Annotated in this window: 16 protein-coding genes; all 16 read left to right on the forward strand. The window is 43.8% G+C overall.

Features of this window, described 5'->3' with window-relative positions:
* Nucleotides 1-1,213 precede the first annotated feature (1,213 nt).
* Complete coding sequence (gene tssB, locus J6836_RS08540) at nucleotides 1,214-1,711, forward strand: type VI secretion system contractile sheath small subunit (RefSeq protein ID WP_219248501.1); 498 nt, start codon at nucleotides 1,214-1,216, stop codon at nucleotides 1,709-1,711.
* A 20-nt stretch (nucleotides 1,712-1,731) separates the two neighbouring features.
* Nucleotides 1,732-3,279, forward strand: a complete 1,548-nt coding sequence (tssC, locus tag J6836_RS08545; RefSeq protein WP_219248503.1) for a type VI secretion system contractile sheath large subunit — start codon at nucleotides 1,732-1,734, stop codon at nucleotides 3,277-3,279.
* A 12-nt stretch (nucleotides 3,280-3,291) separates the two neighbouring features.
* The gene (gene tssK / locus J6836_RS08550) at nucleotides 3,292-4,629 is read left to right on the forward strand and encodes a type VI secretion system baseplate subunit TssK (protein ID WP_219248505.1); all 1,338 of its coding nucleotides are present in this window, start codon (nucleotides 3,292-3,294) and stop codon (nucleotides 4,627-4,629) included.
* A complete protein-coding gene (tssL, locus tag J6836_RS08555; RefSeq protein ID WP_219248507.1) occupies nucleotides 4,626-5,285 on the forward strand; it encodes a type VI secretion system protein TssL, short form in 660 nt (219 codons plus the stop codon). The genes tssK and tssL overlap by 4 nt, the downstream gene beginning before the upstream one ends.
* The gene (locus J6836_RS08560; RefSeq protein ID WP_255586359.1) at nucleotides 5,285-6,970 is read left to right on the forward strand and encodes an OmpA family protein; all 1,686 of its coding nucleotides are present in this window, start codon (nucleotides 5,285-5,287) and stop codon (nucleotides 6,968-6,970) included. Before tssL ends, J6836_RS08560 begins: the two co-directional genes overlap by 1 nt.
* Before the next feature lie 55 nt (nucleotides 6,971-7,025).
* Entirely contained in the window at nucleotides 7,026-7,517 is a 492-nt protein-coding gene (locus J6836_RS08565; protein WP_219248511.1) for an Hcp family type VI secretion system effector, read from the forward strand.
* A gap of 166 nt (nucleotides 7,518-7,683) precedes the next feature.
* Nucleotides 7,684-10,341: a type VI secretion system ATPase TssH gene (gene tssH, locus J6836_RS08570; protein WP_219248513.1), complete on the forward strand. Its 2,658-nt coding sequence runs from the start codon at nucleotides 7,684-7,686 to the stop codon at nucleotides 10,339-10,341.
* A complete protein-coding gene (locus J6836_RS08575) occupies nucleotides 10,338-12,851 on the forward strand; it encodes a type VI secretion system Vgr family protein (protein WP_219248515.1) in 2,514 nt (837 codons plus the stop codon). Before tssH ends, J6836_RS08575 begins: the two co-directional genes overlap by 4 nt.
* A 49-nt stretch (nucleotides 12,852-12,900) precedes the next feature.
* Entirely contained in the window at nucleotides 12,901-14,646 is a 1,746-nt protein-coding gene (locus J6836_RS08580) for a lipase family alpha/beta hydrolase (protein ID WP_219248517.1), read from the forward strand.
* A 40-nt stretch (nucleotides 14,647-14,686) separates the two neighbouring features.
* A complete protein-coding gene (locus tag J6836_RS08585; protein WP_219249447.1) occupies nucleotides 14,687-15,751 on the forward strand; it encodes a T6SS immunity protein Tli4 family protein in 1,065 nt (354 codons plus the stop codon).
* A gap of 171 nt (nucleotides 15,752-15,922) precedes the next feature.
* Entirely contained in the window at nucleotides 15,923-17,035 is a 1,113-nt protein-coding gene (locus J6836_RS08590) for a T6SS immunity protein Tli4 family protein (RefSeq protein WP_336432753.1), read from the forward strand.
* Between the two features lie 171 nt (nucleotides 17,036-17,206).
* A complete protein-coding gene (locus tag J6836_RS08595; protein ID WP_255586360.1) occupies nucleotides 17,207-18,304 on the forward strand; it encodes a T6SS immunity protein Tli4 family protein in 1,098 nt (365 codons plus the stop codon).
* A gap of 194 nt (nucleotides 18,305-18,498) precedes the next feature.
* Nucleotides 18,499-18,795 (forward strand): hypothetical protein, encoded by a 297-nt coding sequence (locus tag J6836_RS08600; RefSeq protein ID WP_219248519.1) that lies wholly within the window; start codon nucleotides 18,499-18,501, stop codon nucleotides 18,793-18,795.
* A gap of 87 nt (nucleotides 18,796-18,882) precedes the next feature.
* Nucleotides 18,883-19,140, forward strand: a complete 258-nt coding sequence (locus J6836_RS08605; protein WP_219248521.1) for a PAAR domain-containing protein — start codon at nucleotides 18,883-18,885, stop codon at nucleotides 19,138-19,140.
* Nucleotides 19,141-19,161: 21 nt separating this feature from the next.
* Nucleotides 19,162-20,244, forward strand: a complete 1,083-nt coding sequence (locus tag J6836_RS08610) for a hypothetical protein (RefSeq protein ID WP_219248523.1) — start codon at nucleotides 19,162-19,164, stop codon at nucleotides 20,242-20,244.
* Complete coding sequence (locus tag J6836_RS08615; protein ID WP_255586361.1) at nucleotides 20,216-23,599, forward strand: ImcF-related family protein; 3,384 nt, start codon at nucleotides 20,216-20,218, stop codon at nucleotides 23,597-23,599. The genes J6836_RS08610 and J6836_RS08615 overlap by 29 nt, the downstream gene beginning before the upstream one ends.
* The last annotated feature ends 6 nt before the right edge of the window (nucleotides 23,600-23,605 follow it).

The raw sequence follows: 23,605 nt of genomic DNA on the forward strand, positions 1-23,605 counted from the left end.
TTTGTTAACTACTTCCGCTTATGGCACCAAACTGCCTGTCAGATTATGTTATACTCTATGCAATAGATTAGTATTTTATACTAATGTAGTTTTACTTTGATAATCTTATACGTACTATTTTATCAGGCACCTTGTTCTAAATGAGTACACCGATGAGTACAAAACTAATAACCTAGAATTAAATTATTATAAGTCAAACAATTACGCCATCAATTAAGGTTTAATGTGTAAGCCTGATTTTTAGCGCAAAAACAAGCATAAAGCTCATCACTCTGTGAGCTTTATGTTTTTCTCATTCAAGCCTATCCCTCATTTCTACTATTCGGCACACCTATTCATTTTTACTCACCAAGCGAGTTATTCATTCGCTTATCAAAGAAAGTAAGACTTTTCAGTAAAAATAGTGACATTTTTATTGATAGTTTGAAAAACCATGCCAAATATAACGAAGATCCCCGACAAAAATTTATCTTCAGGGTATCCATTAAAGCCATCTACTACCACTCTATAAATAAACCTATAGGTAAATCTAAAATATACTTTATATCGTTTTTTATATATAAATAGTGTATTAGCCTGAGCAAATAAATAACATCAACTATTACGCCAAAATCATAATAATTATATTTTAAATAACATTATTTATAGATTAAAAATCTATAAATATTTCAATAAAGCGTAACGACCAATTTTACACCTTATATTTCCGCGCAAAAAATAAACAACAAAACAATTAATATTATCTTTTGTTTAATTTTCACACTAAAAAATAATACCGAGTATTGTTACCTTTCTACTTACTCGAAAGACTTATCGATTCACAATTAATAAGAGATATTTGCTAAGTCATTCTCTTTTCATATAAAGGAACCTATAAACACCCTTTATACGAGTAAATTTTCTAATCTATTATTCTAAAACCACTTGAAATCTAATGTTACAAATTAATTAAAATAATTATTCGACAATTATATTATATATACAAATACAACCAACCATTTGTTAAATAAAGACATTCATCCACCCTCTTTCGTTATTAATCCGAAAAAATCCTTTCTTATCACTATCTGAAAATTGATAAGAAAAGTTGATTTATATTTTCAATCGCCATATAAGTATAAAAACGAACTAAGCCAAATTTACATAATTTAAACTCAACAATTTACCAATATTAAACAGATAATATACATGAATCAGTAAAGGAATTTCTCTTATGTCAGACAGTTTTCAAAATGAAGTACCAAAAGCAAGGGTCAATATTAAATTAGATTTACACACGGGTGGAGCACAAAAGAAAGTTGAATTACCGCTAAAGTTATTAGCGGTTGGCGATTATAGCCACGGACAAGATACGCGCGCTTTATCTGAACGTGAAAAGGTGAATATCAATAAAAATAACTTTGACAGCGTATTAGCGGAACATAATCCAACCGTCAACCTCACGGTTAAAAATACACTTGCAGGGGATGGAACAGAAGAAAGTATCGCCCTCTCATTCAAAAATATGAAAGATTTTGAGCCTGAACAAGTGGCTCGCCAAATTCCTCAACTTCGCGCCATGTTGGCTATGCGTAACCTGTTACGTGACCTCAAATCCAATCTGCTCGATAACGTTACTTTCCGTCGTGAACTCGAAAACATCCTTAAAGACCCAACGTTAAGCGATGAATTACGCGAAGAACTGGCTCAACTGGCCCCGAAAAAAGACTAATTTGGATATAACACAGGATTATGCTGATGTCAGTGAATAACGAAACAACCTCAAATAACACCACAACTGTACTGGACGATACAACTAACCACGGTATCTACGCCTCTTTATTTGAAAAAATCAACCTCACCCCTGTAACACAAATCAGTGATATCAATGCGTTCCAAGATAACGCAGCACTGGCTGATACAACCGCAGATGAGCGCGTCACAGTTGCCGTTCAAGTGTTTCTTGACCGCTTAAAATCATCGGGTCAACAGGTTGAGCGCTTAGACCGTAACCTGCTCGACCACCATATTGCAGAGCTCGATAAACAAATTAGCCAGCAACTCGATGAAGTCATGCACCATACTGAATTTCAACAAGTTGAATCCACATGGCGTGGCTTAAAATTCTTAGTGGACCGCACCGATTTTCGCCAAAATGTGAAAATTGAACTCCTTGATGTCTCAAAAGACGACTTACGTCAGGATTTTGAAGATAGCCCTGAGGTCATTCAAAGCGGTTTGTATCAGCACACTTACATTGCGGAATATGACACCCCAGGTGGTGAGCCAATCGCCGCGATGATTTCAAACTATGAGTTTGACAGAAGTGCGCAAGATATCGCCCTATTACGCAGTATTTCCAAAGTTTCAGCCTCTGCCCACATGCCTTTTATCGGCTCTGTTGGCCCGAAATTCTTTGGAAAAGACACCATGGAAGAAGTCGCGGCTATCAAAGATATTGGCAACTATTTTGACCGTGCAGAATACCTGAAATGGAAAGCGTTCCGTGACTCTGACGATGCGCGTTACATCGGCTTAACCATGCCGCGCGTGTTAGGCCGTCTACCTTATGGCCCAGATACTGTACCGGTACGCAGTTTTAACTATGTTGAAGAAGTCAAAGGCCCTGATCACGAAAAATATTTGTGGACGAATGCAACCTTTGCTTTTGCCGCAAATATGGTCAAAAGCTTTGTTAACAATGGCTGGTGTGTGCAGATCCGTGGCCCACAAGCAGGCGGTGCGGTTAAAGACCTCCCTATTCATCTGTTTGATTTAGGCACTGGCAGTCAGGTAAAAATCCCCTCTGAGGTAATGATCCCTGAGACCCGTGAGTTTGAGTTCTCTAACCTCGGTTTTATCCCGCTGTCTTACTACAAAAACCGTGATTACTCATGCTTTTTCTCCGCAAACTCAACGCAAAAACCAGCGCTTTACGATACCGCCGATGCTACCGCGAACAGCCGTATTAACTCGCGCTTACCGTATATATTCTTGTTATCACGCATCGCCCATTACTTAAAATTAATTCAGCGCGAAAACATCGGTACCACCAAAGACCGTCGTTTACTCGAGCTTGAGTTAAACAATTGGGTTCGTGGGCTAGTCACTGAAATGACCGACCCGAGTGATGATTTACAAGCCTCTCACCCACTGCGTGACGCCAAAGTGGTTGTGGAAGATATTGAAGATAACCCGGGTTTCTTCCGTGTGAAACTGTACGCCGTTCCACACTTCCAAGTTGAAGGCATGGATGTTGATCTCTCTTTAGTTTCACAAATGCCAAAAGCAAAAGCGTAAGAGGACTGTCTGGTGAAAATCTACCGTCCTCTGTGGACTGATGGTGCATTTTTGACACCTCAGCAATTTCAGCAGCAAGCCCGCTGGGATAGCCACATTACTGATGTTGTTGCCGGTATGACGATCGCCTCCCCTTGGGGGGTGATCAGCACCGAGTTCGACGAAAGTGCGTTAACCATTTCACGGCTCAGTGCGCAGAAAATGGTAGTACGCCTACCAGATGGTACGCTGATTGACAGCACGCTTTCTGATAACCTTCCGCCTGTCGTCGATCTCAGTGAACATGCTGATAAACAAGTGTTAGATATTGTTATCGCGCTTCCCCTTTTACTAGCGAATGGCGGAAATTTATTATCCGAGGCGAACGCAGATCGCCCGCGTCGTTTTGCACAAGAGTGGGTCAACGTTCAGGATTTAGTGGGCCACGAGCAAACCGATATTGCGGTATTGCGCCATGCGGTCAGTCTACGATTTGCGCATGATGAAAACAGCCATTACATCACTTGCCCTGTCGCACGGTTAGTTCGCAATGCTCAAGGTGGTTGGGTGTTTGACACCACCTTCATTCCGCCGCTGTTAAGCTGCCAAGGTAACCAAGAACTCGTCGCCCTACTCACTGAGTTTATGCATCGCTTAGTGGCAAAACGCCGTCGTTTAATGACATTACGCCGTGAAAGTAATGAAAAAATGGCAGATTTTGCGGTGGCTGATGTGTCTCTGTTTTGGTTGCTCAATGCGTTAAATAGCGCCGAGCCTGTGCTTAATGAGCTACGTTCATCGTTGAATCGCCACCCTGAAATGTTATATCGGGAACTGGTGCGTTTGGCGGGTGGGTTACTCACATTTTCCCTCGACCATCACATTGAAAGCATTCCTGAATATCAACATGCAAAACCAGAAGCGGTTTTTCCGCCGCTGTTTATGTTGCTCAACACCTTGTTAGAGGCCAGCTTACCCTCACGCATTGTCACCATTGATCTTGTCAAACAAGAACCTTTCTGGAAAGGCAAGCTGCATGATGGTCGTTTACGAGATAGCGCGGATTTCTATTTGTCTGTTCGATCATCGCTACCGACACACTTGTTAGCCACACAATTTCCATTGCTATGTAAGGCTGGAAGTGCTGATGACGTTGCCGATGTGGTGAATGTTGCGCTAAATGGTATTCCTCTGCGTGCATTGAGCCACGTCCCGACAGCCTTACCACTGCGACTCGAAAACCAATATTTCGCCCTTGATTTATCAAGCCCTGCGGGTATTGCCATGTTGGAGTCAGGAAATTGTTCGTTTTATGTCCCAAGTACGCTCGGGGATATCCAACTTGAATTATTCGCGGTGGTTCATTCATGAGTAAAAATACAGCAACACAAACCCTCGACAATATTTTTGCCGATACATGGCTAATGGTGTGCCAATTGCAGCAAGGTGTGCAGATCAACAACGGTGATGATCTTTATCATCATGCTTGTGAACTTATTGATCATACACGTCAATTGCTCACTCAACATGGGTATGATGAGCGCACCATAGAGCATATGCTCTATGCCCAATGCGCCTTACTTGATGAAAGCGTCTTGAAACGCAAAAAAGATGATTTTGGTTACCAAGCATGGGTTCAGTCACCTTTACAAGCACGTTATTTCAATACGTTAGATGCAGGTGAACAAATTTGGGATCGCTTGCGAGGGTTACTCTCCGAAGCCGCGCCCAACCAAGCCGCCCTGACCTGTTTTTACCGTATTTTAACTTTAGGTTTTGTTGGGAAATTTCGCCGCCTCGACCACCCTGAGCGCGAGCAAATTGTGGTTCAGCTCAATGCCTTGCTCCCTCGCTTTCAGTCCATATCTAAACTGCCTTTGGTCATAAAACCGAAACTGCGCTTTAGCCGCCGCCGCTTATATTGGCTTAGCTGGATGGCGGGGGCGGTAGTGATCTTCGCTATGTGGTGGGGTTTCTCAAACTCACTCGAGCATTTACTGCAACAATGGATGCCCCAAGGACAGTGATGCAAAACTCGATTAAATTCGTGGTCATCTTATTGGCAACCCTGCTTTTTTTGTGGTTAGTCTGGGGATTCTGGCCGTTAGGAAACACTGTTTCCCTGTTTCTCAGCGCGTTGGCTATTGTTATCGCAGGCGTTGCATGGTATTGGCGTTTTAAACAGCAACAACACTCCAAAATCCTTGAAAAACAAGTTAGTACGATGTTACCACCTGCTTCATACCAACAAGCTATCGTATTGGTGTGCGGGCAATCAGAGGCCTTGTTTCCTAACGGGTTAACCCACCGCGAAACGTCCCAAGCGTGGTATGTATCTATTACCTCCCCCGCCATGTTACTTGATGTGACGCAAACCGTGGTGGAAACCGCGCCAGTCCAGCTTGGGCAACTTTCTGTGTTATTTGCTGTATTACCAGAGCAACTGGTTTTACAAGAAACATTGACCCAAGAGATGCTTAATTGGCGACGTGCCATCAGCGAAAGTCGCAGCAAAGCGGGCGTTCATCTGCCATTTTGGGTTTCGCTGTATTTATCCCCCATTCAGCAGACTGACCCTTATGCAAAATACCGACACGAAGAGCGCCCTTGGCTGACATTACTCAATCACCAACGTGAATTTCAAGTCGAGCAAAATGGCAGTTTAGTTCAACCGCTATCTGAGTGGGTTCAGCAATTTTTTACCAGTGAGCACCAACAACTCCACACCATGTTGAGCTTTGATTATTTGCTGGATTGGTTGCAACAGGTATTTACCCCGCAATTAACCGTGGAACAAGCCGGTGTGCGTAAGCTAGTGCCTTCCGCTTGGGCGATACAATTCATTCCCATTACCAGCGTAGAAAATAATTCATGGCAGCAATTTATTACGCGAAGAACAGGCTTAGCACCGCTAACATCGACGCAGAATGTGCCACTTTTGCCCCTGCCCGATATTTTACTCACACGCTTACACCACGATATCAGCCTGAACCGCTATGAACGTTTAATGGGTGCCGTTGGGATTATCTGCGGTCTGTTTTTAGTGGGCGCCTTAAGCGGCAGTTACCACAATAACCGCCAGTTAGTTCGCCATGTAGGGGAAGACACCGCGCGGTTTATTCAACTTTCGGATACGCCGCTAGCACCAAAGCTAGTGACTTATCAACAACTTCAAACCGATGCTGTTCAGCTATCCCATTGGCAACGAGAAGGTGTGCCTACAGGCTATTCACTGGCCTTATACCAAGGTAGTTATTTATTACCACACTTGCACGTTTTACTGAGCAGTTGGGCTCCTCCCGCCCCACCTGCCCCCGTCATTGTGCAAGAGGCCTCTGAGATGGTGAGCCTCGACAGCCTATCGCTGTTCGATGTCGGCCAATACACATTAAAACCGAGCGCAACCAAAGTGTTAATCGATGCACTGATCCATATCCGCGCAAAATCTGGTTGGCTAATTGTGGTCTCGGGCTATACCGACAACACAGGTAACCCAGTAAACAACCAAAAACTATCACTGCAACGCGCCGAATCTGTGCGTGATTGGATGATACAAACCAGCGACATCGCACCTTCGTGTTTTGCGGTACAAGGCAACGGGCAAGCTAACCCTATTGCCAGCAACAACACCGCAGAAGGACGCGCGAAAAATCGCCGGGTCGAAATTCGTTTAATGCCCCAAGTGGATGCTTGTCAGGCATCGAATGAGTAAAAACGTGTCCCTGAAGGACAGTGACACACATTTCACTATTATGGAGATGTAATTTATGGCTATTCCTATTTACCTATGGCTTAAAGATGATGGCGGTGCGGACATCAAAGGTTCTGTCAATGTACAAGACCGTGAAGGCAGCATCGAAATCGTGGCTCAAGACCATAACTTGTATATCCCAACGGATAACAACACCGGTAAGTTAACTGGCACGCGTATTCATACGCCTTTCATTTTCGTTAAAGAAATTGATTCCTCTACGCCTTACTTATACAAAGCGGTCACCACTGGCCAAACGCTGAAAAAAGCCGAGTTCAAATGGTACCGCATTGATGATGCAGGCCAAGAAGTTGAATATTTCAACACCACCCTTGAAAACGTCAAAGTCGTCAAAGTCGCGCCAAAAATGCACGACGTTAAAGAGCCAAGTAAAGAAAAACATAACCACCTCGAAGAAATCGAGCTGCGTTATGAAAAAATTACGTGGACCTTTAAAGACGGCAACATCATTCATTCTGATTCTTGGAATGAGAGATCAACCGCTTAATTTTCGCATTGCAGGTGCTTGTCGCCTGCTTTTTTTATTTTTCCCACATACAAACCCAATAACACAAATGCTTATGCCCCTATGCGAAAGGGAAAGGGCGGTAGCGTACCTCGGCCCCCCTTTTCACGGTAAATATCAAATAGCCAATTTGTAGGAAGAAGAGAACATGGAAAACTCCCCCGTTATGCTGTTACGTCGTTTAAACCCTTTTTGTGCCAACGCATTAGAAGCTGCGGCTTCCTTATGCCAAACCCGTGCGCATGCAGAAATAACGATTGAGCATTGGTTACTTAAACTCCTCGAACTTGGTGAAAGCGATATTATGGTGTTAGCACGTCGCTATGAGTGGGACATGACCGCATTATGGCAAAGCTTATTGGATAGCATTGAGCAGCTCCCCCGCTCTGTACATAGCCGACCACAACTTGCTAAGCCCTTATTAACGTTAATCCAACAAGCGTGGATTAATGCCTCTTTAGATGAAGATGTAGAACATATTCGCAGCGTCCATTTATTAGCCGCAATCATCAAACAGCCAGCGTTGTTACCTAACGAAAACTTATGGCCACTGATGACCTTGAGTGCCACCCAATTACAGCGATTACGCCCTTTGTTGGATGCGCAGTCCGATGAACGCCCTGAAGTACAGCAATTGGCGGTGCATAACAGCCCTACCCATGCAGAGCCTGCTAACCAAACCGATAACAACACGCAGGCTACGTCTGGCGTGGCAGGTACACCACTCAATGACGCCTTACTTGCCGTTTTAAACAAATTTACCCTTGATGTGACCGAAAAAGCCCGTGAGGGTGCCATCGACCCCGTGTTTGGTCGCGATGACGAAATTCGCCAGATGGTGGATATTCTCTCCCGCCGTCGTAAAAACAACCCTATTTTAGTGGGTGAACCGGGTGTCGGGAAAACCGCATTGGTCGAAGGGCTGGCCTTGCGTATTGCTCAGGGTAACGTCCCTGTTAGCCTGCAAACTACCGCATTGCGCACCCTCGATTTAGGCTTATTGCAAGCGGGCGCAGGGGTTAAAGGGGAATTTGAACAGCGCCTTAAAAATGTGATTGAAGCCGTGCAGCAATCCCCAACCCCTATTTTGCTGTTTATTGATGAAGCCCACACCATCATTGGCGCAGGCAACCAAGCAGGTGGTGCCGATGCAGCCAACTTGCTTAAACCAGCCTTAGCTCGTGGCGAATTGCGCACTATCGCCGCCACAACATGGTCTGAGTATAAACAGTATTTTGAGCGCGATGCCGCATTAGAACGCCGTTTTCAAGTGGTCAAAGTGGACGAGCCTGACGACGAAAAAGCCTGCCTAATGTTGCGTGGCCTAAAGTCCCGCTACGCCAAATACCATGGTGTGCATATTACGGATAATGCAGTCAAAGCAGCCGTGACGTTGTCACGTCGCTACCTCACTGGCCGCCAACTGCCCGATAAAGCCGTCGATTTGCTGGATACCGCCAGTGCCCGTATTCGCATGAGTTTAGACACGTTACCCGAAGAACTCACCCGCTTAACATCACGCCAACAAGCGCTATCACTGGAGCAGCAAGCTATTAATGACGATATCGCCATTGGTAACACTGCCAGCCAACCCGCCCTTGATAAACTGGCCGCAGAAGAACAAGACATTGAACAGCAACTGGCGGATATCAAACACCGTTTTGAGCAAGAAAAAAGCTTAATTAGCCAATTAATGACCTTGCGAAGCGAAGAAAAAGACGTCACTGAGGTACAAGGGCAATTAGACCATTTGCAACAAGGTAAACCGTTGATTTGCCCTGATGTGGACGTGCGCACTGTCGCAACGGTGATAGCAGACTGGACTGGCGTGCCCCTTTCAAGCCTGCTCAAAGATGAACAAACGGGCTTACTTGAACTCGAAAATAACTTAGCCCAGCGTGTGGTGGGGCAAGAAAGTGCCCTTATCGCCTTAGGGCAGCGGCTACGTGCCGCCCGTACAGGCTTAGCCTCTGAAAACGGGCCACAAGGCGTGTTCTTATTGGTCGGCCCAAGCGGTGTTGGGAAAACAGAAACCGCGTTAGCACTGGCTGACCAACTCTTTGGCGGTGAAAAAGCCCTCGTCACCATTAATATGTCGGAATACCAAGAAGCCCACACGGTCAGCCAACTTAAAGGTTCCCCACCAGGTTACGTGGGTTACGGGCAAGGCGGCGTGCTAACCGAGGCCGTCCGCAAGCGCCCTTACAGCGTGGTATTACTTGATGAAGTGGAAAAAGCCCACCGCGACGTGATCAACCTGTTCTATCAAGTGTTTGACCGCGGTTTTATGCGTGACGGTGAAGGGCGTGAAATCGATTTTCGCAATACGGTGATTTTAATGACCGCCAATTTAGGCAGTGATTTGTTGATGCAACAACTTGAGGAATTCCCTGAGTCCAGCGACAGCGAGTTGCATGAATTGCTGCGCCCCACACTGCGCGACCATTTCCAACCTGCCTTATTAGCCCGTTTCCAAACCCTGATTTACCGCCCATTAGGGCCAACTGCCCTGCGCACCATTGTTGAAATGAAGCTAGGTAGTGTCATCAAACGCCTGCAACTGCATTACGGTTTAACGGGGCACGTTGAAGAAGCGCTGTACGACACGTTAGTCAGTGCCTGCCTGCTACCCGATACTGGCGCCCGTAATATTGACAGCCTACTCAACCAGCAAATTTTGCCCGTCCTTAGCCAGCAGTTACTGATGCGCCAATCCACGCAGCAGAACGCTCAATCCATCACTCTTGGTTATGATGAAGAAGAAGGTATAACCCTGAGTTTTGACGATCAGGGAGTCACATTATGAGTATAACTGAAATCGCCAAAGCCCTGTTACCCGGGCAAAACCGCTACCAACTTGACGTGCAAGGCTACCAAGGCTTGTTGGATGTGGAGCACTTCACGGGGCATGAAGCCGTCAGCGACACCTATCGCTACGAAATCACCTTTACCAGCACCGATAAAGACCTGCAACCCGAGCAACTGCTGCGACGCTATGCTACGTTGACCTTTAACGCCCCTGCCACCACCATGTTGGGAGTGCCAACACGCACCGTCACCAAGCGGGTACACGGCACCGTAACGGATTTTCAGCGCTTATCGGGCTCTGCGGACGAAGCGCGCTACCAACTGGTTATCGAACCGTTTTTTGCCCTGTTGCGCCACCAATTTCGCACCCACCGCTTTTTTATCAACCAATCAATACCCCAAGTGGTGGAGCAAGTCCTGCGTGACCACAACTTTAAAGGCTGGCAGTTTGAATTTACCCTGAAACAAAAATACCCCAAGCGCCTGCAAATCAACCAAATCAACGAAAATGACAAGCAGTTTATTGAGCGTTTGCTCAGCGAAGTGGGGATTTTTTATCACTTTACCTTGCAACCTGATACCCAAACCGAGGTAATTAACTTTACCGACAGCCAGCGCGGTTATATTTATGGCAAATCCCTGCCATTAAACAGCCCATCGGGGCTCAGTGATAACCACGCCGACAGTGTTTGGGGCTTAGCATTGCGCCACCAAGTGGTTGAAAACAGTGTTTTTACCAAAGATTACAACCCGCTGATTGCCGATGACCCACTGGTTTCCAGAGTGGTGGATAGAAGCCACGGGGAAAATGAGACGCCGAGATACGGTGACGTCTACCACTACAAAGCACGCCACCTCACTCGCGGGGACAAATATCAGCCCGAGCCTGAAACTGCGAACTTTTGGGCACACTTAGACCTCGAGCGCTTTCTGGCGTGCCAAACTTTACTAAACGGGAAAACCACCGCCCCCGATGTGGTGCCGTTGATGGTGCTGGAAATCACTGATAATTCGCCGATTTCCACCCTGCCGACGGTATTTCAATCCCCCGTGTTATTAACCCGCTTGCGCTTTGCTGCCAGCCGCGCCAATGCGCTCATCGTGGCATTTGATGCCGTGCCGTACACCGAAGCCATCTGCTGGCGCCCTGAGCTAAAACCCCGCCCGGTGATTTCAGGCACCTTAACCGCCCGTGTCACCAGCCCGATTGAGAGCGACATCTACGCCCGCCAAAACGAAAACGGCCATTATTGGGTTAAGTTTGACGCCGACCGTGACGACAAGCCCGCGGGGTTTGAGAGCATGCCCGTGCGCCTTGCCAAGCCTTACGCGGGCAGAACTTATGGGATGCATTTTCCGTTAATTCAAGGCACCGAGGTGGCGATTGCCTTCCACGAGGGTGACCCCGACAGGCCGTATATCGCCCACGCCCTGCACGATTCCGTCCACCCCGACCACATCACGGAGCTCAACCGCACCCGTAACGTTATTCGCACCCCCGCCAATAACAAACTGCGCATGGAAGACCGCCGCGGGGAAGAGCACATTAAAGTCAGCACCGAATACGGCGGTAAAACCCAGCTCAATTTGGGGCATTTGGTTGATAGTGAAGGGAAAAAACGTGGCGATGGCTTTGAGCTGCGCACCGACAGCTGGGGCGCCATTCGGGCGGGTAAAGGGCTGTTTATCTCCACCGATAAGCAAGAGAAAGCCAGCGGTAATGTGCTGGCGATGGAAGAGGCCATTGCCCAGTTAAAACAAGCCCAACAACTTACCGAGTCATTAAAAGAAGCCGCTAACGTTGCAAAGGCTGAGCTTGCTGATTTACAAACACAAAAAGACCTTTTATCTGAAACGCTTAACGAACTTAAGCAAGCCGCCCTGCTGATTTCATCCCCTGAGGGCATTGCACACACCTCCCCTAAGAGTATTCAAACCTCCGCAGGGGAAAATATCATCAATACCGCCCGTAATAGCGCAGATTTTAGTATTGCCAAAAAATTCACCGTTGCCGCAGGGGAAATTATTAGCCTGTTTGCCCAAAGGCTTGGGATCAAAATTTTTGCGAATCAAGGCAAAATCGCCATTGAAGCGCAGCACGATGAAATGTCCTTAGATGCGCTAAAGGATTTAAGCATTAGCAGCCATGATGGCAAAGTGATTATTAAAGCCAAAAAAGAAATTATTTTAACCAGTGGCGGCGGTTATATTCGCATTGCAGATGGCACCGTGGAGTGTGCGGCACCCGATAAAATCATCCAGCGCAGTGCCGTCTGGCAGAAATTCGGAGGGCAAAGTATGAATGTCGCAATGCAATCATGGGAAAGCTCTGAGTTTGCTATTAAGCCGAAAGTTGTTACTTGTTACCCTGATGACGTTTCACAAAATTCACATTCAGTTGATATGACGACCAACGAAACAACTGAACGCAAAACATCTGACACCTCGGGAAACATTCCCTCACAAGACAATTTAGGGCCTGACAACGTTTTCATTAAGCTTAAGTAAATAGCAGGTATTACCCTATTTAATGCGTGATAATTTAAAAGGAATAGAGATGAATAACAATTCTGATGGCACCTCCCCTCAAGGTGAATGTCAAAATATTTCCTACCATTTACCCAAATGGACAGAAAATGGCGAAGTTATTTGGGATGATGCCACCGCACAACATAAATCCCTTAATGCTGAAGCTCACTGTATTAAACCCCCAACAAAAGTGATCCCCGTGATTTTTATTCCGGGGATAATGGGGACGAATCTTAAAGATACAAAAAATGGAGAGCCGGTTTGGCGAGCGGATATGTTTATGGGGATGGACACGCTCTACCTTACCAATTTAGATGGAAAAAAAAGGAGGGAGTTATTAAATGTTGAGTCTACTCTTGTTGATGATAGTGGCCGATATCTGCTGAATGTATCTACACCTTTTGGTGATGATGGAAAGATGTTACCTAAAAGAGAAGAACGACGTTGGGGAGAAGCGCTATTTTTAAGTTACGGTTCTTTTCTTGAAGTATTGCAATCTTCGTTAATGGATGATTGGCAAAAAGATGTATTAAACATGGTAAAAAATGATAACGCTGAAAAAATACGAAATTACTTTAATACTAAAGGTGTGTTAAGCCAACTCGTTGACTGCCCTATTGGTGGAACAAATGAAACTGTATTAACAAAGGAAGAGCTGGAACATTTTAAACACTTCTTATTTTCTGTTCATGTCTTTGGCTATAACTGGCTTGAAGATAATGCGATTTCCGCTAAAAATCTGGCAATCTATGTTGATGAGGTTTTAGGTACTTATAGAAAGGAACATGGATATGGTTTAGCCATAGAAAAAGTCATTATTTTGACCCATTCAATGGGGGGACTCATTGCACGTTATGCCATGAACCCACCAGAGGGTTCATTTCAAGGGTGCCAAGATAAAGTATTAGGTGTTGTACATGGTGTTATTCCAGACTTAGGCTCACCTGCCGCCTACAGAAGAATGAAGGTTGGAGCTGCGCAGGAGGGTATCGCGGGTGCAGTCTTAGGTTCTACTGCGAAAGAACTGATGTCTGTCCTTGCATTTGCCCCCGCCCCTCTACAACTTCTTCCTTACCCTAAATATAAAGCATCATGGTTAACCATTGAAGATGAAGGTAGTTATCCCACAAAAGACAATTTAACCACCGGAAAATTTAACCCTTTTGATGAAATTTATTTACGTGAAGATGTGTGGTGGAGATTATATGAGCCAGATATTCTTGATAAAGATCCATTATTAATAAATAACAACTGGCTTATTTATAATGACATTATAGAAGACTCAGTTAAAAGCTTTATGGAGCATCAAGAGAAAGGAAAATATCATCCAAATACTTATATTTTTTACGGTACAGAAATTGCGTCAGACAATTTCCTTACATGGAAAAAAGAAGTTGAGGGGAAATCTTATATGAACCCGTACTCTGGCCGCCCCTATTTTCCAGAACCAAAGGAAAATAATCGCTATGTGGTACGTTATGGTGAAATAGATTCAAATAATGCATTAACCATGGGGGCTGAAAGTGGTCTGTCATATAAGCAATTTATTTTGGAGTCATCTAAAGGGTCTGGCGATGGCACTGTGCCAATAGAATCCTTAGCTAATATAACAAAAAGTGCTTGTGTAAAAAGTAGTTTTGCCACTGATGTGGATCATCAAAATGCCTATGCCGTAGATAACCTTGATGATATTAAAAATCGATATGCTATCCAGTTTACATTAAGAGCTATCGTAAAGATGGTACAAGAGGTAGATATCCGTGCAGCTAACTAAAAAAAACCTCTATTGGGGTGCAATAACACTTACCGTAATAATGATACTGGTGGGGCTTATTCTTTTTACAGAACAGCAAGCCCGCATTCAACTGACTGACAAGGAAAAAGTGGTGATAGAAAATTTATTTGAAAAAACCAAACCCCAATGTATTGGCCGTTATGTTATTGATGTTCCTGATTCATTCAATAATCGACTACATGACAGTGTGTATATTGGTGATTTTAAAATTGAAAGTCAGTTTATTTATCCCCCAGCATTTCGACAACGTATTGCGTTGCGTGAAACAGAATTACGGGAATGGAAAACCAGCGCTGAAAATGCCCCTATGCTGAAACAAGTTATTCAGTTACCTAATGGCAAAGGGGTTATTTTTGATAGAAACAAACCAACATCAGATGATGCATATCGAATGTTAGAGGCTCATGTTTATGTTAATCATATCGCTTTTATCATTACTACAAATATCAGAGATTTTTCTGATAAAAAATATGAAAAAAAGAAATTAGCTTTTTTATCTAGAGGATTCACTGAGATTCAGTCAAATGAAAAACCATCTAAGCTAATCGCTATGCATTCATTAATTTCGCGGTTAAGTGGCCGTTTAGATCACGAAATTCCGATGGAAAAAGGCGTTTGCATTCCAAATGGTTTTATTTTAGATGACAATGAAAAAACTAAGCAGCAAGTTTCTTTTGTTTACGATACAGGTGAATTTATTTTCTCGGTTGAATCGGATAACCGCTTTGCAGGCTCTGATGATACCTTACTTAGTCGAAGTACTGAAATAAATGCAGCCATACGCCAACAAAACAGAGAAACAATTAAAAAAGGAAATTTATCCCCCAGTGATATTCCATCACAACAATGGCTGGTAAAAGGCGAACAAGACGTTTACTCAAAATCAGAAAACAAAAGGATCACTAATTTACCGTATTATTTCTTTACGTTTTATTCTAATGAAGCAACGGGTTCTTTGATTATCCCTAAATTACATATTCTTATGAATAACAGAAATAAATTCACCTCATATAGTGAAGCACAAATGGTTGAAATTTGGGATCGTATTGTTGGGTCTCTGCGTTATAAACCCAATGCATTTTAATCCATGCAAAGGTGATAATTAGGTGGTTGTTAGTCAGTTAGTTACACAACCGCCACCTATTATTGGTTATTCAATACGTGGTTACTTTAAATAATAATATATGCAACACCATGAATGCATTAAACACCCTATTTCCGTCAGTCAGTAAAATAATGTTAGAGGTTAATATCCGTGCGGTTAACTAAAACACAAAAAATGGCAATCGGGTTGATTGCGATAATTATTGTGGCGTTTTTTTGGTTAACTCGTGAGAGTTTACCCACTCCATTAACTGATAAGGATAAAATTGTGATCGACTTATTATTTGAAAACGCAAAACCACAATGTATTGGACGCTATGTGATAGATGTTCCTGAATCATTTAACAATAAGCTTAAAAACAAGACCTTTATTGGTGATTTTAAAATTGAAAGTCAGTTTATTTATCCGCCAGCATTTAGGCAACGAATTGAATTACGGGAAAAAGAATTAAGAGAATGGGAACCAAGTGAAGAAAATGCCCCTGCACTTAAAAACATCATTCAATTGCCAAACGGTAAAGGCGTTATTTTTGATAGGAATCAATCTGGATCTATCGATGCTTATCGTACATTAGAAGCACACATATATATAAATCACATTGCCTTTATCATTGAAACTGATATTTTGGATTTATCTGCTCCTAAATACGCAGATGAAAAAAAATCATATATAGAAGTTTCAGGATTTAGCGAAATAGAAACAAATACTCGGCCAATAAAACTCTCTGCTATGCTATCTCTTACTTCACGGCTGAGCGGGCGATTAGATCATGAAATCCCAAAAGGGAAAGGCGTCTGTATCCCCAATGGATTTATACTTGATGATGAAAATCAACCTAACGAAAGATTATATTTTTTATATGAAAATAATGATTTTGGCTTATCCGCCATTATGGAAGACCATGTAACAGCGGCTGATGATACCCTATTAAGTCGGTCATCAGAGATAAAAAAATCAATGATATTAAATAATATGCACACCTTTAAAAAAGGGGAGTTAAAGCCTAATGATGTTCCAGTTCAAGAATGGTTAATGGCAGGCCGGCAAGACGTTTATAATGAAAAAGAAAATAAAGTAGAGTCAGGTTTTTCCTACTATTATTTTCTGTTAAAAGCGAACCAAGGTACCTCTTCATTTTCCAAACCCTTTTTAAGCATCACCTTATTTAACGACAATAAAAAAACGACTTACAATGATGCTCAAATGGTTGAAATTTGGGATCGCATTGTCGGGTCTCTGCGCTATAAACCCAATGCATTTTAATCCATGCAAAGGCGATAATTAGGTGGTTGTTAGTCAGTCAGTTACACAACCGCCACCTATTATTGGTTATTCAATACGTGGTTACTTTAAATAATAATAAATGCAACACCATGAATGCATTAAACACCCTATTTCCATCAGTCTGTCAAATAATGTTAGAGGTTAATATCCGTGCAGCTAACTAAAAAAAACCTCTATTGGGGTGCAATAACACTTACCGTAATAATGATACTGGTGGGGCTTATTCTTTTTACAGAACAGCAAGCCCGCATTCAACTGACTGACAAGGAAAAAGTGGTGATAGAAAATTTATTTGAAAAAACCAAACCCCAATGTATTGGGCGTTATGTTATTGATGTTCCTGATTCATTCAGTAATCGACTACATGACAGTGTGTATATTAGTGATTTTAAAATTGAAAGTCAGTTTATTTATCCGCCGGCATTTAAGCAACGGATTGAGTTACGCGAAGAAGCACTCAGAAACCAAAAATCGAGTAAAGAAAACTCGCCAGCACTTAAAGAAATAATTCAATTACCTGATGGTAAAGGCGTTATTTTCGATAGAAATATATCAGGAAAAGATGATCTTAGCCGTATACTTGAGGCTCATGTGTATACTGGCCATATCACTTTTATTATTACAGTTGATATATTAGATTTATCAAACCACAAATATTCTGCTCGAAAAAAAACGTATGAAAAAGCTGGATTTTCTGATTTTGACATGAATGAAAAACCGTATAAATTAGCGGCCATGCGATCATTGATTTCACGTTTAAATGGGCGTTTGAATCATGAAATTCCGACTGAAAAAGGAGTCTGTATCCCTAATGGTTTTATTCTCGATAACGGAGAAAAACATTCAGAAAAGGTCGGGTTTGCTTATAATATCTCAGATTTTATTATTGGCTTACAGTCAGATAATACTATAGTTGGTTCAGATGACACACTTTTCAATCGAAGTAGTGCGATAAATGAGTCACTTAATTACACTTATTTTAAATCTCTTCAGAAACAAAAATTATCGCCGAATGGTATTCCTGCAGAAACGTGGTTATTTGGCGGCGAACAAAATTATGATGGCGTGAAAATGAAAGTATATAAGTTTGATTTTTATGCAAACGAAGCTACGTCGGCATATCAGAGACCATGGTTAAATATTGTATTAAATAGTGAATATCGACAAACAAGCTACAGCGAAGCACAAATGGTTGAAATTTGGGATCGTATTATTGAGTCGCTGCGTTATAAACCCAATGCATTTTAGTCTTTACCACATAATAATTAGACCGTTATCACCCAAGCAATCATACTGCAACTCACTAATATATTATATCGGCCATTTTAATAATATAATTTTTATATTACATAATTTAAATCGCTAACCCCTGCTCTGCTTTATGGCTAGAGCAACAATTAGAACCACCTTAATTATTTCTTAGTTTATTTCAAGGAACTATTATGCACAATTATTTAAAGTTATTTACACTGTCCTCTTTAGTTATCAGCATTGCCGCCATTTCAGGTTGTGCGACAAAAACAGCGACCACCGAGCGAAATAAAAACATTACGATAGCAAGCCCTTTTGGCGACTCTAATGAAGGACAATGCTATAAAATCACTGCGGAAGGTAAAGATTATTATGGCCGTTTAGATAAAGACGGGCACCCTTTAGTCATACCTGAAATTGCTGATAAAGATATTTCTATTCGCTTATCTTTATTAACAGATAATGATTGTAAAGAACAAGGGCTTTAAAATTATCTGATGACTATTTTAATGCTTATAGAATAGTCATTAATTTATATTTATTAATCATAACTATTTAATTTAAGTTGGTTTACTATGAAAGGAATGGTCTGTCTTGGTGATAGAAACACACATGGTGGCTACGTTATTTCTGCTTCATCAACCCTATTTATTAACGGCAAACAAGTTGCATTGGTTGGTGACTTAATATCATGCTCAAAGCACGGTAATAATACCATTATACAAGGGTCTGATTCTGCGTTTGAAAATAATATCGCAATTGTTGTTGACCAGTGCCTTTGTGCCTGTGGTTGCCATGTTATCAGTTCAGAGCCCACTGCCAATATTGTCTAACTTATCAAAGGTTATTACGCTATGCGCTGGGAAATCCCCGTTATTCCAAATAAAACAAAATTAACCTCACCTAAATATAAGCCAATTATTGCCGCATTCACGCTTCTTATAGGGGGTATTTATACATACAGTTTAACGCTTTCAGCAGAACAAAAAACACGCTTACTTTTATTGACTGTTCCCGCTATTTTACTGATTGGTTTTATTCTTCTCGCTTTTTTATATATACGCTATCAACATTCATTAATGACCTATGATAATTGGGAAAATGAAAAGGATGTCACGAAATCACAATGGCAAGCATGGAGCCAGTCTTCTATTATGTCGATTGCTAATGTGATTTATACACCTGACAAACAAGGTACTGATGTTTTTTTAACACATTCAGAAGACATCCCTATGTTTCCAGAAAAGCCCCGGTCTTTATTACAGGAAATAGATGAAGAGTTATTTAGTGAAATACATCAAAAAATTGAAAAGCAGTGTAAGAATTACCGAAATACATTATCTGTCATTTATTTAATCTGCCATTCTGGCATCAATTCACCTGATGTCTTAGTTTTCAATCAATGGCACCTAAAACCTATTCTATTATCTTCATTTGAGCCTCTTTTTTTAAATTATGATAATGAGAATAGAAATACATTTTTAGTGATCACTATTCAGCAAGATGACGCATATAGCCATTTTATTTCTGCTCAGTTATTTAGCCAAGACAATAAAATATGCCAATCAGCAAATCAGCTTATCGCGATAGAACGTGTCATGACTTTCGATAGCAACGCCTTTGGTACTGAATTTAATAAATTTGTTAATTACAGCGGAATATCACGAAAAAACTTTTTTCAGACTTGGCTTTCTAATATAAGCCAGCCACAAACAGAAATAGTTTTACTGGATTATGCCGAAAACCAAATTGATTTTAATAGGGCTCGCCCCATTAACTCTATCAATTTATCTTATGCTAAATCACACCCTAATGCCTTTTTTACCTATTTATCCCTTGTCTCTGACATTGCTCAGAAGACAAAAACTGATCAAGTTTTAGTCCACATAACCCCCGATAATACGGGATATGCTGTTTATATTAGCGACAGGTCTTAATATGGAACAATCATCTAATCATTTATCACGATGGACATTATTTTTACTCCTATTTGGTTTTATGGCGTTAATATTGGTTATCGCATTTATAATTCATCAATCCTACGCTTTTAATATTAATTACTTTCTGACTATTTTATCTGTTTTCTTTGCCGTGGCTTTAGTGAGTATTATGTTTTATCCCAACCTAAATAGACTCAAGCAAAAGATACAGCAAATTGGCTATAAACCGCTGAATCAGCCAATTAATAAATCAACTAAGGTGATTGATAACCGCACAACAATTTCCGCTGAATTAAAAGACTACCTCCAATCCCACTACGGCCTTTTTTGGCGTAGAAAAGTCTCCATCCAACTGCTTATCGGCTCCCCTTCCGCCGTTGATAAACTGGCGCCGCGGTTGTCCCACGAAATTTGGCAGGAAAGCAATGGCACTGTGTTGATTTATGGGGGCGAGGTTGCGGCCACCGTCAATGACGAAAATGTGTTGATGCTCAAACAATTGCGCCGCCGTCGGCCAGTAGATGCGCTGATTTGGGTGACTGAAAACACCGTAATAGACCAATTGATGCACAGCACCCTCAACGTTCACCACCTCAATACCGCGACGTCTGATATGGCGAGCCGCTTTATTTATGGCCTGTTTAAAGCGCTTAAGTGGCAGGCCCCTGTGTGGGTGTGGAATGTTAGCGATAACCCCGAGCTTTGCAGTGCCGATGCGCCCGCGGTGTTGTGTTTAACCGAGCCTTATGGCCAGCCCGAGCAGCTCACCCCCGCGCTGCGTGAGTTGGTTCCGCTGTTGTCAGTGCATGGCACCCAAGCCCTGTCTGTCAACCTAACGCACACTTATTGGCTGATTTTGGCGCAGTTTTTACGGGGGAGCGGTAGCGAAGAGTTAGCCGTTCGTTTAGCCCCATTGACCTCAGGTATTCGTCGCCTGCCCTTTGCAGGGTTAGCATTTAGCACCGCCGTCACCCAACCGAGTGAGGCCCTTCACCCCCATACGTGGCAAGAAGATAACCGCTGGAAAAGCCTGCTTGCCGTGCAAGGCGATATCGCCCCGTCATTGCAACCGTCACACTTAGGCATCAACCCGCAGCGCGTGATGCAATACGCGGTCGCTACCGGCATGGCGGTTTGGGGCGTGGGGTTGGCGGTGTCGTATTTTGCCAACCGCCAATTGATGAATGACAGCCAGCAGCTGGCGTTTGCTGCCGTGGATAACCAGCGCAGCGCCGCCGAGCGCCTAAATGCCCAGTTTGATTTCCAACAAATGTTGGGGAAACTCGACCACCGTGCCACCCACTTTACCCCCGTGTGGCAGCGCTTTGGCTTAAACCACAATGACGCCCTGCTCGACCAGTTATGGCCCACCTACACCCAAACCATTTTGCCGCTATTGCGCGACAATACTCGCCAGCAATTGGAAGCCAAATTACAGCAGTATGCCGAGCTCCCCCCTGATAGCCCCGCTCGCGCCGACGCCACGCCTGCCACTTACGCCTTGTTAAAAGCTTATTTAATGATGAGCTCCCCCGAGCGCATGGAGCCCGAATTTTTCACCCAAACCGTGCTGGAGAGCCTCTCGCCCATTGAGGGAGTGAATAATGGGGAATGGCAGACATTAGGCCGTGAATTGTTGGCGTTTTATGCCGACCAACTGCCGCAACATGCGGATTGGGCTATTAATAAAAACCGCGCACTGATTAGCAGCAGCCGTAATTTATTGGTGCGCCAAATCGGCCAACGCAATGGTGAGTCTGCTTTGTATCAAAAAATCCTTCTGCAAGCCAAAAACAGCTATGCGGAGATGACGCTGGATGACATGACGGAGAGCACTGACGTCAGTTTCTTGTTCACCACCGATGAGTTTATCCCTGGCGTATTTACCCGCCGTGCGTGGGAAACCACCATCGAGCCCGCCATTAACCGTGCCGTGGAAGCGCGCCGCGACGAGATTGACTGGGTGTTGAGCGACAACCAACAGCCCGTCGACAGTGATATCTCCCCAGAGCAACTGAAGCAGCGCCTCACCGAGCGCTATTTCGCCGATTTTGCGGGCAGCTGGCTGAACTTGATGAACAGCTTGCAATGGCGCCACACGGAAAACTTGTCCGATACCATCGACCAGTTAACCCTGATGGGGGATGTGCGCCAATCCCCTGTGATTGCTCTGATGAATACCTTGTCGTACCAAGGCAAAACGGGGCGCCAGCAAGAAAAACTGACGGACTCGTTTATCAACTCCACCAAGGAGTTGCTCAACAAAGACAAAAAGCCCGTTATCAGCCAAAAAGCCGAATTTAGCGGCCCACTGGAAGCCACCTTTGGCCCCGTGTTGAACTTGACCGACTCGCAGGCTAGCAGCAACAACAGCGACAACCTCAGTTTGCAGGCTTACCTCACCCGCGTCACCCGCGTGCGGTTAAAGCTGCAACAAATCGCCAATGCCCCTGACCCGCAAGCCATGTCCCAAGCCCTTGCCCAGAGTATTTTTGAGGGCAAAACCGTCGATTTATCCGAAACTCGTGACTATGGCAGCCTCATCGCTGCCAGCCTTGGGCAAGAGTGGAGCGGCTTTGGCGAATCCCTGTTAGTGCAACCGATGAACCAAGCGTGGGAGCAACTGCTTACCCCGACCGCCGAGGGCATCAATGCCGAATGGCAAAATGCCATCGTCAACGAATGGAACACCGCGTTTGGCGGGCGCTACCCGCTAAAAAATACCCAGAGCGAAATCTCACTACCGTTGATGGCGCAATATTTACGCCCCGATAATGGCCGCATTCAGCGCTTTTTAGAAACCCGCCTTAAAGGGGTGTTACGCAAAGAAGGTAATCGCTGGGTACCCAACAACACCACCGCCCAAGGGCTGCGCTTTAACCCGGAGTTCCTCAAGGCGTTAGATACCTTAAGCCATTTGGGGGATGTGGCGTTCGCCAACGGGGAAGCGCGCCTGTACTTTGAAATTCGCCCGTCCACCAGCCGTGATGTGATGCAAACCATTTTGGTGATTGATAAACAGACGCTGACCTACGACAACCAATTCCCCGAGTGGCAACGCTTTGTGTGGCCGGGGGACACTATTGCCTCCGGTGCCTCACTGCGCTGGATGAGCACCACGTCAGGCACCCGTTTACTGGCAGACCACCGCGGCGTGTGGGGAGTGATCCGTTTATTGGAAAGCGCCCAAGTCGCTCCGTATGCAGGCACCACCAGCAGTTACACCGTGTCGTGGCAGACTAAGAACGGCAATACCCTGCCCTTTATGCTGCGCACCGAAATGGGGGAAGGCCCCCTTGCGCTGCTAACCCTGCGTAATTTTGTGCTGCCTGAAAAAATCTTTTTGGATTAGTTGCTT

The sequence above is a fragment of the Providencia sp. R33 genome, assembly GCF_019343475.1.
Taxonomy (GTDB): domain Bacteria; phylum Pseudomonadota; class Gammaproteobacteria; order Enterobacterales; family Enterobacteriaceae; genus Providencia.